The organism is Thioreductor micantisoli, assembly GCF_055392745.1.
On the sequence record NZ_AP043760.1, the window covers coordinates 967,443 to 982,065 of the forward strand.

At 24.9% G+C, this 14,623-nt stretch carries 16 protein-coding genes and 1 tRNA gene; 8 read left to right on the top strand and 9 right to left on the bottom strand.

Features of this window, described 5'->3' with window-relative positions; all coding sequences use genetic code 11:
- Positions 1–19 precede the first annotated feature (19 nt).
- From trpC to ACZ5OA_RS05100, 4 genes are read right to left on the bottom strand one after another with little or no spacing between them, the layout of a single operon-like run.
- A complete protein-coding gene (trpC, locus tag ACZ5OA_RS05085; RefSeq protein WP_464906798.1) occupies positions 20–784 on the bottom strand; it encodes an indole-3-glycerol phosphate synthase TrpC in 765 nt (254 codons plus the stop codon).
- Positions 729–2,018 (bottom strand): tetratricopeptide repeat protein, encoded by a 1,290-nt coding sequence (locus ACZ5OA_RS05090; protein WP_464906799.1) that lies wholly within the window; start codon positions 2,016–2,018, stop codon positions 729–731. The genes trpC and ACZ5OA_RS05090 overlap by 56 nt, the downstream gene beginning before the upstream one ends.
- The gene (locus ACZ5OA_RS05095; RefSeq protein WP_464906800.1) at positions 1,997–2,377 is read right to left on the bottom strand and encodes a YkgJ family cysteine cluster protein; all 381 of its coding nucleotides are present in this window, start codon (positions 2,375–2,377) and stop codon (positions 1,997–1,999) included. Before ACZ5OA_RS05095 ends, ACZ5OA_RS05090 begins: the two co-directional genes overlap by 22 nt.
- Positions 2,374–3,054 carry a tRNA1(Val) (adenine(37)-N6)-methyltransferase gene (locus ACZ5OA_RS05100; RefSeq protein WP_464906801.1) on the bottom strand — a complete coding sequence of 227 codons (681 nt, stop codon included), beginning with the start codon at positions 3,052–3,054 and terminating at the stop codon, positions 2,374–2,376. Before ACZ5OA_RS05100 ends, ACZ5OA_RS05095 begins: the two co-directional genes overlap by 4 nt.
- Before the next feature lie 50 nt (positions 3,055–3,104).
- Between ACZ5OA_RS05100 and kdsB the strand changes: the two genes are divergently transcribed.
- The 3 genes from kdsB to ACZ5OA_RS05115 are packed head-to-tail and all read left to right on the top strand — an operon-like array spanning position 3,105 to position 5,214.
- Positions 3,105–3,812, top strand: coding sequence for a 3-deoxy-manno-octulosonate cytidylyltransferase (gene kdsB, locus ACZ5OA_RS05105; protein WP_464906802.1), 708 nt, complete (start codon positions 3,105–3,107; stop codon positions 3,810–3,812).
- Positions 3,809–4,711 carry a 4-hydroxythreonine-4-phosphate dehydrogenase gene (gene pdxA, locus ACZ5OA_RS05110; protein WP_464906803.1) on the top strand — a complete coding sequence of 301 codons (903 nt, stop codon included), beginning with the start codon at positions 3,809–3,811 and terminating at the stop codon, positions 4,709–4,711. Before kdsB ends, pdxA begins: the two co-directional genes overlap by 4 nt.
- Positions 4,708–5,214 carry a hypothetical protein gene (locus tag ACZ5OA_RS05115; protein WP_464906804.1) on the top strand — a complete coding sequence of 169 codons (507 nt, stop codon included), beginning with the start codon at positions 4,708–4,710 and terminating at the stop codon, positions 5,212–5,214. The genes pdxA and ACZ5OA_RS05115 overlap by 4 nt, the downstream gene beginning before the upstream one ends.
- Here ACZ5OA_RS05115 and ACZ5OA_RS05120 read toward each other — a convergent pair.
- The 5 genes from ACZ5OA_RS05120 to nadA form a co-directional block, all read right to left on the bottom strand.
- Positions 5,201–7,417: a transporter substrate-binding domain-containing diguanylate cyclase gene (locus tag ACZ5OA_RS05120; protein ID WP_464906805.1), complete on the bottom strand. Its 2,217-nt coding sequence runs from the start codon at positions 7,415–7,417 to the stop codon at positions 5,201–5,203. The genes ACZ5OA_RS05115 and ACZ5OA_RS05120 overlap by 14 nt on opposite strands.
- A gap of 12 nt (positions 7,418–7,429) precedes the next feature.
- Complete coding sequence (xseA, locus tag ACZ5OA_RS05125; protein WP_464906806.1) at positions 7,430–8,662, bottom strand: exodeoxyribonuclease VII large subunit; 1,233 nt, start codon at positions 8,660–8,662, stop codon at positions 7,430–7,432.
- Complete coding sequence (locus ACZ5OA_RS05130) at positions 8,659–9,645, bottom strand: alanine racemase (protein WP_464906807.1); 987 nt, start codon at positions 9,643–9,645, stop codon at positions 8,659–8,661. The genes xseA and ACZ5OA_RS05130 overlap by 4 nt, the downstream gene beginning before the upstream one ends.
- Positions 9,646–9,781: 136 nt before the next feature.
- Positions 9,782–9,856 (bottom strand) — tRNA-Asn (locus ACZ5OA_RS05135).
- A gap of 201 nt (positions 9,857–10,057) precedes the next feature.
- Positions 10,058–11,020, bottom strand: coding sequence for a quinolinate synthase NadA (nadA, locus tag ACZ5OA_RS05140; protein WP_464906808.1), 963 nt, complete (start codon positions 11,018–11,020; stop codon positions 10,058–10,060).
- Between the two features lie 143 nt (positions 11,021–11,163).
- Here nadA and plsY point away from each other — a divergent pair, with 143 nt between their 5' ends.
- The 5 genes from plsY to ACZ5OA_RS05165 are packed head-to-tail and all read left to right on the top strand — an operon-like array spanning position 11,164 to position 14,623.
- A complete protein-coding gene (gene plsY / locus ACZ5OA_RS05145; protein ID WP_464906809.1) occupies positions 11,164–11,772 on the top strand; it encodes a glycerol-3-phosphate 1-O-acyltransferase PlsY in 609 nt (202 codons plus the stop codon).
- Complete coding sequence (locus tag ACZ5OA_RS05150) at positions 11,769–12,095, top strand: dihydroneopterin aldolase (protein WP_464906810.1); 327 nt, start codon at positions 11,769–11,771, stop codon at positions 12,093–12,095. The genes plsY and ACZ5OA_RS05150 overlap by 4 nt, the downstream gene beginning before the upstream one ends.
- 52 nt (positions 12,096–12,147) lie before the next feature.
- On the top strand, positions 12,148–12,813 hold the full coding sequence (hsrA, locus tag ACZ5OA_RS05155) for a homeostatic response regulator transcription factor HsrA (RefSeq protein WP_464906811.1): 666 nt from the start codon (positions 12,148–12,150) through the stop codon (positions 12,811–12,813).
- A gap of 52 nt (positions 12,814–12,865) precedes the next feature.
- Complete coding sequence (locus ACZ5OA_RS05160) at positions 12,866–13,117, top strand: YfhL family 4Fe-4S dicluster ferredoxin (protein ID WP_464906812.1); 252 nt, start codon at positions 12,866–12,868, stop codon at positions 13,115–13,117.
- 60 nt (positions 13,118–13,177) lie between these two features.
- Positions 13,178–14,623, top strand: coding sequence for a Ppx/GppA phosphatase family protein (locus tag ACZ5OA_RS05165; protein WP_464906813.1), 1,446 nt, complete (start codon positions 13,178–13,180; stop codon positions 14,621–14,623).

A 14,623-nucleotide genomic window follows, 5' to 3' on the forward strand; every position in this document is an offset into this window, starting at 1 on the left:
TTTTAGATTTTTAAGCAAATTATATTCCTTTTAATTCTAAAACTGCTTTTTTAATATCTTCTTGTCTCATAAAATGTTCACCTACCAAAAATGCATCAACTCCATAATTATGAAGTTTTTTGAGCATTTCAAACTTATCAATTCCACTTTCAGCTACTTTTATACAATTTTGGGGAAGAAGTGGCATAAGTTCATGACTGAGTTCCATATTCATTTCAAATGTTTTCAAATTTCTATGATTAAATCCTATAATTTGGGCATCTACAAAAAGAGCTTTTTCTAAATCCTCTTTATCGTGAATTTCAAATAAAACTTCTAAACCTAAATTTTTTGCAAAATTATATAGTTCTTGTAGTTTTTCTTTAGACATAGCTTTTGCAATCAATAAGATAAAATCAGCTCCAACATTATAAGCCTCGGCTATTTGATAAACATCGATTATAAAATCTTTTCTAAGAAGTGGTATTTTTGAGAATTTTGAAATTTCTTTTAAATACTCTAAACTTCCTTGAAAGAAAAAAGGCTCAGTCAAAATACTCATAGCATCAGCTACTTCATTATACTCTTTTGCTATTTTTATCGGATCAAAGTCTTCTCTAATAACCCCTTTGCTTGGACTTGCTTTTTTCACTTCAGCAATTATTCTATATGGATTATCATTTGTTGATTTTAAAAATCTTTTTACATCTTTAATATCTCTTTTGACACTTAAAAGCTCATCAATAGATTTATCTTTTTTTAGATTTTCTTTTGTTTTTTTTATAATTTTTTCTAGAATACTCATAACATCTCCTAATTAATTTCTTATGTTTTAATATATCTTCATCATTACTTCTAATATTTTTTATTATATTATATGCTTTTTGACAATTATGGAGTTTATAATATCCCCATGCAAGTGAATCTAAAAAAGCTTCATCATTTGGTGCTTTTACAACTGCTTCTTTTACAAGTTCAAGCCCTTTTTTAGGATTTATATCATAATCAATAAGAATATAACCTAAATAATTTAAATATTTTGGACTTCTATCTTTTCTTATCAAAAAAGATAAATTATTTACTAAGTTTTTTATATTTACAAATCCTTTTGGAGATTTTGCAAATTTTGTAACTGCATATAAAAAGAAATATTCATTATTATTTGTTAATTTATATATTTGATATGCATATTTATAATTTTGTGTAGCTTTAAAAGCCTCTTCATTTACCGCTATAAGTAAATTATTATTAAGTCTATTTTCTTTTATAAAATTAATAGCTTTTTTGTATTTTCCTTGTTCAATATATAAAAATACGATTTTTCTTGCATAATTTTTTTCATTTGTTGCATAAAAGAGTTTTTTATAAATAGCTATTAAGTTATCATAATCATACAAAGATGCGTAAATATCTGCAAGTCTATTACAAATTAATTCATCACATCCATATAATCTAATATGAGTTTGATAATATGAAATAGCCTCATTTGGTTTTTTTAAATATTTAAAAAAAATATCTCCCATTTGTGCTAAAATTTTAGAAGAATGATTTATCGAATATGCACTTTTTAAATAGAGAATGGCCTTTTTATATTTTTTTTGAGTAATATAAATATATGCAATAATTTTGTACATTTCAATACTTCTATTTTCTTTCAAAGTCTCTTTTGCTATACTTAAAGCTAAATTTGTCTTTTTTAGTTTTAAATAAGATAATATTTGATATTTAACTACTTTTATTTTATAATTTGGATATTTTTTTATAAATCTATTTACTTTTTGAATCACTTCGTTATATTTTTTATCAAAAAACTTTATTTTAATACTTTCTTCTAAATATACATATTTATTAGTTTTTTTATATAATTTTTGTAAAATCTTAATAGCTTTATTTGAATTATCTTGTTGGGCTAAAATAGCTTTTATAATGAGTTCATCTTCATTCGCGATAACTTTTTTACCAATCTCAGGCTGATGCTCGGCACAACCAACCATAAATAGTGTTATAAAAATTAAAATTATTCTATGATACCAGGACATTCTTTTTTTACCTCTTTTATATTAGTTTTGAAAAAATCCCAAAATGGAAATGTTCTACACTGCGTTGGTCTAACATCATAAATAGTACATCTATTTGTTTTTTCATCAAAAAACAAACAAGCATAATTATCTTTTGAAATTAGTTTCTCTTTTATAGAAAATTTATATCCAACTTTTATTAAAAATTTTTGTTTAAATTCCTCAAGTGGAATATTTAAAAAATTTGCTATTTTTTGCATTTCAATTGGTGTTACCCATATATAACCACTTTCTCCTGTGCAACATTTTCCAGCACACGCTTCGCAAGCTTTTGGATTAAAACCAAAATTGAATCCTTCTTTTCTTATAATTTCATTCATTCTTTTATACTCTTTGTATTTGCTTTTTTATAAACTTCTTTTGCTTCTTTGCTAAATTCATCATCATCAAAATTAAAAATTGGTGTATGGAATTTTATCATACTTTTTGCATGTCTTTTCGCTCTTATCATTACTAAATTGGCAAATTTTTTAGTTTTAGGATAAATAAATTTTACATCTATAATTTTAAGAGGTTTTGGTAACATTTTAGTAACTTCATCAAACCTACTTGCTTCATAACAAAATATAAACTCACCTCGCTCTGTTAAAATAGAATTTACCTTTTGGAAAAACTCTTTCATTGGTAAATTTTCATCATATCTTGATATTTGCTTAATTTCATTATCACTTTTTTTATTTGATGGATAAAATGGTGGATTTGAAATAACATATTCAAACCTTTTATTAAATTCATAACTTAAAAAATTGTTGTGAATAATTTCTAAATTAATTTTATTATAGTTAGCATTTTTTTCTATAAACTTAGCCATTATTTCTTGAATTTCAATTACTGTAAGGTTAATTTGAAAATCTCTCGCAACTAAAAGGCCTAAAACTCCACAACCTGAACCAACTTCTAAAACATTTTTTTTGATAGAAAAATTACTAATAAAATCATATAAAAAGAGAGTATCACTATTATAACAATAACCATTTTTTGGTTGATACAAGATCATAGACTAATTTTTCCTTTTTTTGGTATAATTATATCAAAAAAGGTATATTTATGATAATAATTCCGGCAAGACTTTCCTCTTCAAGACTTCCGAATAAAGTTTTAGCTGATATAAATGGAATTCCTATGGTAATAAGAACGGCCTTAACTGCTCAAAAAGTTGATAATACAGTTATCGCTACTGATAGTGAAGAAGTTATAAAAGTAGCAAAGAAATATAATATTAAAGCTATTTTAACAGATAAAAAGCATAAATCAGGAAGTGACAGAATAAAAGAAGCAAGTGATATTTTGAAATTAAATCAAAATGAATTAATTATAAACTTACAAGGTGATGAGCCTTTTATTGAAAAAGAAATTTTAGAAAAAGTAAAAACTACTCTTGAAGAAATTGAAAATAAAAACTTTGTAATGGCAAGCTGTTATAAGCAAATAAATGAAATCCAGGCAGAAGACCCAAACATAGTAAAAGTAGTAATAGATAAAAATTATGATGCAATCTATTTTTCAAGAAGTAAAATTCCATATAATAGAGATAATTTTGTTCATATTTACAAAGGACATATCGGAATTTATGGCTTTAACAAAAAAAGTTTAGATAAATTTTGTGAAATTTCTGCTGAAATTGAAGATATTGAAAAATTAGAGCAATTAAGAGTCATATATCATTCTTATAAAATCAAAATGATAGAAGTAAAGACCAATAGTATTGGTATAGATACTATTGAAGATTTACAAAAAGCAAGAAGTATAAAATGAAAAAAATTGCAATTAGTATAGGTGACCTAAACGGAATCGGCCTTGAAATAGCACTAAAATCACATAATGAAATTAAAAAGTTAGTAAAACCTATTTATTGTATAAATGAATATATGTTAAATCAAGGCGCTAAACTTTTAAATAGAAAAATACCAGAAGATTTTGAAATATACCCAACTGCAGGGAAATTTGAAATAAAAATAGGTAAAAACAATTCAAAAGCTGGACTTTATAGTTTTAATTCATTTATAGATGCTATAAATTTAGCAAAAAAGAATAGTGTTGATGGCATTTGCACATTACCAATTAATAAAGAAAGTTGGAGCAAAGCTAATATAAAATATCACGGACATACAGAAGTATTAAGAGATATCTTCAAAAAACATGCCATAATGATGCTTGGTTGCTCTGAAATGTTTGTTTCTTTATTTACAGAACATATTCCTATAAAAGATGTTGCTAAAAATATTACAAAAGAGAAATTAATTTCATTTTTTATTGATTTTTATAACGAAGTCAAAAGTAATAAAATAGGAGTTTTAGCACTGAATCCTCATGCAGGTGATGGAGGAATTTTAGGAGATGAAGAAATAAAAGAGATAAATCCAGCTATCAAAGAAGCCAATAAAATTCTAAAAAAAGATATTTTTGTAGGAGCTTTTGTTCCAGATACATATTTTGTAAATCCATATCAATATAGTATTGCAATGTATCATGACCAAGGGCTTATTCCATTAAAAGTAAAATATTTTGATAAAAGTATAAATGTTAGTCTAAATTTACCAATTTTAAGGACATCAGTTGACCACGGGACTGCTTTTGATATAGCATATCAAAACAAAGCAAAAACCCAAAGTTATATAGAAGCTATAAAATACCACATAGGAGAAAACAGATGAGAAAAACACTCTTTTTTTTAATTACTCTATTTGTAATTACAGGTTGTGAAACAAAAGTTACTAGTGTATTACATCAAAATGAAACGCAAATAACTATTATGAAAAATACTCAAAGAGGTCAAATAATAAATTCACTAGATACTATAGCTATGATAAATGCAACATATTTAAATCCTATAATGAAAGCAGATGACAAAGATGCTAAAAAATATGAAATATTTGTAGTTGGTGTTTTTAATGGTGACGATATAAAAGGTTATGAAAAAGGTGGAATACATAATCCAAATTACACTTTAACTATGAATAATTCAAATTATGAAAAATCGAAAAAAGCTGGTGTCGAAAAAATGCAACTTACAAATTATCCGTTTTATAATCCATGGATGAAATATTATATAGTTTATTTTCCAAAAGTTGAAAGTAATATTATGACTTTAACTTATGCAAATAAAACATTTGGGAAAACAACACTTACTTTCAAAAAATCAATCAATCAAAAGTAACTTTGTTTCTCCCACTCTCTTTTGAAACATATAATAATTTATCAACTCTTGAAGTAAAAGTTTCTACAGTATCATCTTTTATAACTTCAGTAACTCCAAAACTACAAGTAATATTAATTCCTCCAATTTCATTATCTTCTATAATTTTTCTTAATTTCTCAGCTAATAAAACAGCAGAATTCAAATCTGTATAAGGACAAACTATCATAAATTCTTCCCCACCCCATCTACCAAAAAAATCACTTTTTCTAATATTATCCTTAATTAATTGAGTAAGTTCTATCAATACTTTATCTCCAATTTTATGTCCATAAGTATCATTAACTATTTTAAAATGGTCTATATCAAAAAATATTAAACTTAAATCTGTATTATATCTTTTTGCAACTTCTATCTCTTTTGCTAAAATTTCATCAATTTTTCTTCTATTATATATTTTAGTAAGTCCATCTTTCATTGATAATTCACGAAGCTGTTTTTCTAATTTTTTTCTTTTTTTAATATTAAAATATGCATAAATTCCCCAACCTCCAATTAAAAATAAAAATCCAGCTCCTATAAAAATAAACTGATTTATCTTTCTTTTAGAATAACCTTTTTGAATATTTACTGCTATCCATTTATTATAAATTTCCTCTTTTTTACTTTCTGGCATATTATCTATTATCTTATTTATTAAAGGAACTAATATTTTATAATCTTTTCTTATCATTATTTTCATATTAAATTTTAACGGAGTTTTTCCTGCAATTTTCAAATTTGCAAAACTGTATTTTGAAATATTATAAGCTAAAACAGGTAAAATATCTACTGCCGCGTAAGCTCTGTTTTCACTAACTAATTTTAAAGCTTCTTTTGTATTTTTAGTTTCAATAAGTTCTAAATTTGGATAATATTTTTTAAGAAATTTTTCAGCTGAATAATTTTTTCCTACTGCTATTTTTTTACCATATAAACTTTTCATATTTGCAATAAACCCTACATCATTTCTTGTAGCAATAGCTATTGGAAATGATGCATAAGTTTTTGTAAAAACAGCATATTTTCCTCTATCAGATGTATTTGTTGTAGAAATAGTCAAATCTGCTTGTTTTGTTTTTATAGCATTCAATACTTTTGGCCACTCTTTTACTTGAATACATTCACTTTTAAAGTGTAACTTATTTTTAATATATTTCCAATAATCAACAGCTATTCCAGAGATTTTTCCATTTTTCATAGTATTAAAAGGAGCCCAACTAACTGTAGTAATACATTTTAAAATATGAGTATTTATAAATTGTTGCTCTTTTTTTGTAAGTATATATGGGGAATAGATATTATTAAATATATTTTTATGATAATTTAATTTAAATAAAATATTATAAACAGTAACTATTTGTTCTATTTTTTCATTATCAAATAAAAAAGTTTTACTCAACATTTTTTTTAAAATTTTTGCTTCATATTTCAACTTATCTATACTAAAATTTTGAGTATTATATTTTGATTTTATAATTTTTATAGTTTCATCAGGATGCTTAAAAGCATAAATATATCCTTTTTTAGTAGCGTTAATTACTTTTAAAGCCCTATCTATATGATTTTCCAACTCTTTTTTACTTGTAAACAAAATATCTCCATAAAAATCAAATCCATAATCTTTTGGATTAAAAATTTTATATGGAATTTTTAACTGTTTTATTTTATAAAGTTCATTTGAAATATATATAGAAAAAACACCTTTTTTATCAATATTAAAATAATTTTCTTTTTTAAAATTAAACTTTTTTACATCATCTACACTTGAAAGCATACCTAAAATAGCTGGATTTTTATATGCAAATTGATCTAATACTATATTATATTTTAGAATATCTTTTAATGTCTTTATGTTTGGTAAATTTACAGCAACTAAAACATATGGAGATTCATCAAAAATTAGCATCAAAAGTTCAATATTTTTACCTTCCATAATCTCCATAACCAAACTACTATCACCTACTCCATAAGTTGCAGGAGTATTCAAAATTTTTTTTATTACATCTATATTTTTAGAAAGTTCTAATAAATTAACATTAAGTCCCTCTTCTTTATAAAAACCTTTCTCTTTTGCCATTATAAAACCAGCAAATTCAAACTGATATTTCCAATTAAGTTGAATATTTACTTTTTCATTTGCATAAACAAATATTATTAAAAATAAAATTATTAACTTTTTCATAATTTGCCTTTTTTATTTAATTATAGCATTCTTTTGAAATTTTGTATCATTAAGTCTAATAATATCATCTTTTTTTAGTTCATTTAACAACACTCTTTTACCATTTTTAGTAATTTCAACAAAGCCTTTTTTCTCTTTTTTCTCTGGATTATTCAGTATATATTGATTTTTCAGATTATTTAATACATTCTCTTTTTTATTTATAATATAACTTATTTGTTGCTGAAAATTTTTCTGCATAACATTTAACATAATAATATTTCTATCTATTATAGAACTAATTTTATTCTTAAATTGCATTTTTATCAGTCTTAATTCTTCAAATTTATTTTTAAATTCATTTTCTATAGAATTAATTTGATAAAGTTTTTTGATATTTATTAATTCTTGCTCTTTTTTATTCAAAATATGAAAAATTTTATGATTAAATTGATTTTTCAAATCACCTAGCATAAAAAAATGTTCATTTATATCTGGAAGTAATATTTCCATCGCATTTGATGGAGTTGAAGCTCTTTTGTCAGCTACATAATCACTTATCAAAACATCGACTTCATGACCAATAGCAGAAATTATTGGAGTTTTTGCTTCAAAAATGGCATTAGCAACCTCAACCGTATTAAAAGTCCATAAATCTTCTAAACTCCCACCACCTCTTGCTATAACTATAACATCATAATTCTCTTTATCTGCTTTTTTTATATTTTCAACTACATTGAATTTCGCATTTTCTCCTTGCATAAGAGAATTATATAAATAAAATTTAACTAAAGGCCATCTTTTTGATGCAATTTTTAACATATCTGAAAGTGCCGCACTTGGAATTGCAGTAATTATTGCTACTTTATTAGGATATTTTGGAAATGATTTTTTATTTTCCTCATTAAAATAGCCTTTTTGCAAAAGTTCTTTTTTTAACTGCTCATACGCAAATTGTAAATCTCCAACTCCTGCTGGTGTAATTTTGGAAGCAATCAGTTTATATTCCCCTCTTGGAGTATAGACACTAAGAGCCCCATAAATCACTACTTTTTGACCAGCTTCAAGTTTGAATTTTAGTCTATTTGCATTACTTTTCCACATTGCACAATTTAAAATACTATTTTCATCTTTTATACTAAAATAAATATGCCCCGTATGATGATAAGTTACTTGTGAAATCTCTGCTTCTACTTCTATAAGTTCGAAATGACTTTCAACTATTGCTTTTATTTGGATATTTAACTGGGTTACACTAAGTCTCATACGATTACTCTTTTTATATTTGGTTTTAGTTTTGTTAAAATATCATAAGTTATTGTATATGGATAATTTTTAGCAAATTTTCTAATGTCATCAAAAATACAAACTTTTTTATATTCGCCAATCACACTCATACTATCCATTGAAATTTTACCAACTGCTTTTGTTTCTTTTAGCATTAATTCTTTATCAAAATACAAAATTCCATCACTATAACCTAAATCAATTAAAGTAATTTTTGTATCTTTTTCAAAGATATACTTTTTATTATATCCAACATATTGATTTTTTTTAATTTCCATAACTTTGATAGCTTCACCCCATAAACTAGTAACTGGCCTTAAATTTTCATTTTTTATTCCTCCATAAAGAGCGATTCCAGGACGAACATAATCAAACAAATCATTTTGTGGCAACTTAAAAATAGCATCAGAATTTGCTATATGAAATTTAGGTATTTCATAATTATTTAGTTTACAAAATTTTACTACCCTATTTTTTAACTCTTTAAATCTTTGTAATTGAATAAATGTATCACACCCAACCTCATCACTGCAACAAAAATGAGAAAAAACACCTTTAACTTCGAATTTTTTAAAAGCTATTTCCAAAATTTCATTTAAATCTTCCAAAGATAAAGCATTTCTATGTATTCCTGTATCAAATTTTAGATGAATTTTTTTGTGTTTACATCTTTTAAGAGCCTTTAAATCGCTAATCGTATAACTAATATTCATTCCATTATAAGTAAGTTCTGGAAAAAAAACTAAAATTTCTTCAAAAAATGGCTGAATTAATTTTGCTTCAATATTATTTCGAACACAAACCCTTTTTATACCAGCTTCTTGTAATATTTTAGCAATTTGTAAAATTCCATGACCATAAGCATTATCTTTAATTACAGCAAAAATTTCTTTATTTGAAGTTTTTTGAATTATATTTATATTATGAAGTAAGTTATTTTTATTAATTTCAATAAACGCCAAGTTATTTACCTTTTTTATGAAATTATAGCAAAAAATTTATAATTGAAAATTTATAATTGAAAATTGAGAATTACAGTGCAAATTAACAAAACAAAATTTATAAATGAAAATGAAAATTTATTGGAAAGTAATTAGGTGGCTCCCCGAACTGGATTCGAACCAGTGACCAAGTGATTAACAGTCACCTACTCTACCGCTGAGCCATCGGGGATTAGTTACAAACTTCAATCTCGTTTGTGGAGTGAAATAATACAAAATAAAAGCTTAAAATAAGCTTAAATTTTAAATTATTTAGAAAATTCTATCTATTTCTATACGCTGTTCTATACACTGACCTAAAACACTCAACAATAAAATAAGCAAAAAAATTAACCACATTTATTATCAATTCTCAATTTTTAATTATCAATTATTAAATCTCCATCATTCTATCAAGTGCTAATTTTGCATCTTTAGCAACTTCTTTATCTACAATAATTTCATTATAAGGATTACCTTCATCAATTGCTTTTACAAGATTATAAAGTTCTTCTAATGATGTTTCGTTCATACTTGGACATTCTGGCTTTGTAGAAGACAATACAAAGGTATTTGGATGTTTTAATCTTTTGATAAAATTATATTCAGTCCCTACTGCTACTTTTTGTTCAGGTGGTAAATTTTCTATAAATTGTAAAAGTTGAGAAGTAGAACCTATAAAATCACATTTTTCACAAACTTCTGGCTTTGCTTCTGGATGAGCTGCTATTAAAATATCTGGATATTTTTCTTTATAAAATTCTATATCACTAACTTCAAAAAGTTGATGAACACTACAAAACCCGTCAAAACAAATAATATCTGCTTCTTCAAAATTATCTTCACCTACTATTGAAGCTTTTTTATTTAACATTTTTGCTATATTTGTCCCTAAATTTTGATCTGGCAAGAAAAATACTTTTTTATTTTGAGATAATACCCATTCTACAATATTTTTAGCATTTGCACTTGTACAAGTAAGCCCTCCTAGACGTGCTACTTTTGCTTTAATTAAAGCTGTAGAATTTACATAAACAACTGGTATAAAATCTACATTTTTTACTTGTAATTCTTTTACTGCTCTATCAAATCCTTCCTCTATAGCCATTCTTGCCATCGAGCAACTACCAAGTTTTGGCATATAAACTTTTAACTTAGGATTAATTGCTTTTGTTGATTCTCCCATAAAAGTTACACCACAAAAAATAAATTTTCCTTTTACATCTTTACTTTTTCTAGCAAGTTCTAAACTATCTCCCACTAAATCAGCACATTTAAAGACTTCATCTTTTTGATAATAATGAGCAGCTATTGTAATATTATTTTTTTCTTTTAATCTTAAAATTTCATTTATCAATTTTAATCCTTTTTTCATTTGAGTTATTATAGCAAATTTTTATTTAATTAAAAATTTAGAATTGAAAATTTAGAATTAATTATCCATTATCAATTTTCAATTATTCATTATTTTGATATACTTTCACAAAAAAAAGGCATAAAATGGAAAATTTACTATTTTATATTATTGCATATCTTACTGGTGGTATTCCGTTTGGATATTTAGTTCTTAAATACAAATATGGAATTGATGTAAGAAAAGAAGGAAGTGGAAATATTGGTGCAACAAATGTTTTAAGAGTTCTAAAAGAAAAAAAACCAGAAATTGCTAAAAAAGTTGCTTTAATGGCTTTGATTTTTGATGCTTTAAAGGGTGCTATTATAATTTTGATAGCTAAATTCTTTGGAATGAGCTTGGAAACACAATATGCTATTGCTGTTTTTGCTGTAATTGGACACTGTTTTTCTCCATTTTTAGGTTTTGAAGGTGGAAAAGGTGTGGCTACCACTGCTGGAGTTATGCTTGTTTTACTTCCAATCGAAGCTATTATAGGACTTATTGTTTGGGGAATTATGGCAAAAGTTACTAAAATATCATCATTATCATCTTTAACAGGTATTATAATTGGAATTGCATCAAGTTATATAATTCATCCTAATTTATTTGAAGGAAGTCATGCACCACTTGTGATTATTGCCTTGCTTGTAATTTATAAACATATTCCAAATATAGTAAGACTTATACAAGGAAAAGAAAGTAAAGTTGCATGATAAGTATAACCATTAAAAAGTTAGAATTTGAAACAATTATCGGCATTTTAGATTTCGAAAGAGTTACTCCTCAAAAAGTAATTATTAATTGTAAAATCAAATATAAATATGAAAATGAATACTTAGATTATGCAAAAGTTACAAATATTATCAAAGATATTCTTAATACAAAAAAGTTTGAAGTAATTGAAGAAAGCTTGAATTTTATTTGTAGTTATTTAAAAAATGAATATCCCTCTATAAAAACAATAAAACTTGAAATATTAAAACCCAATATTTTAGAAGATTGTATAGTTGGAGCTAAAATAATTAAAAAATATTAAATTTTTCTTAAATTTTGGGTATAATTCTCAAAAAACTTTAAGGAGAACTATTTTGAGATTTTTAGTTGCCGAAAGTGATTTGACTCTAAACCAAATGATTCAAAAAGCTCTTAATAATAACGGATATAAAACAGATGAAGCTTTAAGCATAGCAGATGCAAAATATTATACAAATATTAGAAATTATGATTTAATTATAGTTGATTACTCTTTTGGTAAAAAAAATATTTTTAATTTTATAAAAGAAATTAGAACAAATTTTACAATTACAAAAATAATAGTAATCAGTGATGAAAATGATATTCAAACAGAAATAGATGTTCTTAAAATAGGTGCTGATGATTACATAAAAAAACCTCTACACTTTGAACTCTTAATCGCAAGAATAGAATCTAAAATAAGATTTGGTAACTTTAAACAAATTCAAATAAAAGATTTAATAATTTCTCCAAATGAAGAAAAAGTTCTTTTTAAGTCAAAAGTTATTGAATTAAAAGGAAAACCATTTGAAGTATTTACTCATCTAGCAAAACATCCAAACCAAATAATTTCAAAAGAACAACTTTTAGATGCTATATGGGAAGAGCCAGAACTTGTTACACCAAATGTAATAGAAGTTGCAATTAATCAAATAAGACAAAAAATCGACAAACCATTAGGTATTACAACAGTTGAAACAGTTAGAAGAAGAGGCTATAAATTTTCATATTCTTCTTGATATTTATTAAATTTTATGGTATAACCCCCGAACAAAATAAAAGGAGTGAGAAATGTCACTATTAATTACAGAAGAATGTATAGCTTGTGATGCTTGTATTGATGAATGTCCGAATGAGGCTATTGAAGCTGATGATCCTATTTATATGATTGACCCAGATAAATGCACAGAATGTATAGAAGAAGGAGGTGAGCCTTCTTGTGTCCCTGCTTGTCCAGTTGATTGTATTATTCCTGATCCTGATAATGTAGAAAATGCAAAAGAACTTAAACTAAAAGCAAAACATATTAATAAAGAAGATTAATTTCTTCAATTCTTTCTTTCTTTTTTGGTATAATTATTCTTATTAAATAAAGGATTTTTTATGGCAAAAATAACTGCTGTTATTGATATAGGTTCAAATTCTGCAAGAATGGCTGTTTTCAAAAAAACAAGTCATTTTGGTTTTGTTTTATTAAAAGAAGTAAAAAGTAGAGTTAGAATTAGTGAAGGTGCTTATGAAAACAGTGGAAATTTACAACCAAATGCAATAAATAGAGCTATAAATACACTTAAAGAATTTAAACTTATAGCCCAGTCTCTAAAAGCTAGAAAAATTTTAGCAGTAGCTACTTCAGCAGTTCGTGATGCTCCAAACAAAAATCAATTTCTAAATTTAGTAAAAAAAGAAACTGGCTTACAAATAAAAGTAATTGATGGAAAAAAAGAGGCTTTTTTTGGAGCAGTAGCGGCTAGTAATCTACTCCCACAAAAAAGTGGAATTACAATTGATATCGGTGGTGGAAGTACTGAATTTGCATTAATTGAAAACAAAAAAATAATAGATAAAATTTCATTAAAACTGGGAACTGTTAGGCTAAAAGAGTTATTCTTTGATAAAAATAATATTGAAGGCGCTAAAAAATATATACAAACAGAGCTTTCTAAACTTCCCAATAACTTTAGAGATAATACAATTTTTGGAATTGGTGGGACAATAAGAGCTTTAAGCAAAGTGATTATGAAAAAAAACGAATATCCTATTGATATATTACATGGATTTACTTATAAAACAGATAAAGAAGAAAAATTTATAAATGAAGTGATTAAATCAGATTATAAAGATCTTAAAAATTTAGAATTTAAAGAAGAAAGATTTGATGTAATTAGAGAAGGTACATTGATTTTAAAAGAATCAATAAAATATATAAAAGCCACTAAAATAGTAACAAGTGGAGTTGGTGTTAGAGAAGGTGTTTTTTTGGCCGATATGCTTAGAAATTCAAACTATATGTTTTCATCAAATTTCAATCCAAGTGTTAAAAGTATTGAAGATACATATCAGATTGATAAAAAAATTTCTATTTATGAAACAAATCTTGCATTAAAACTTTTCGACATTTTAAAACCTATTCATAACTTAGATGAAAAATACAAAACTTACTTGAAATATGCTATTAAACTTTCTAGTGCAGGTAATTATATAGATTTTTATTCAAACCACAAACATACAAATTATATTTTATTAAATGCTTTACATTATGGATTTACGCATGAAGATAGAGTTTTAATCTCTAAAATAATTAGATATTACAGAAAAAAAAGAATAAAAAAAGAATACATCCAAAGATACAAAGAATTAGCACCAAATAAAGATATATTAGAAAATTTATGTAAAATATTTTTTATTACAAAAACACTAAATTCAAATCTTTCAAATCCTAAACTTGAACTAAATTTACAAAATAAAAAGCTTATCGTTAAAGGTGAAAATTTATATTTAGCAAAAGAAAATATGAATAAAAAAGAATGTAAAGTAGTTTTTGAATAA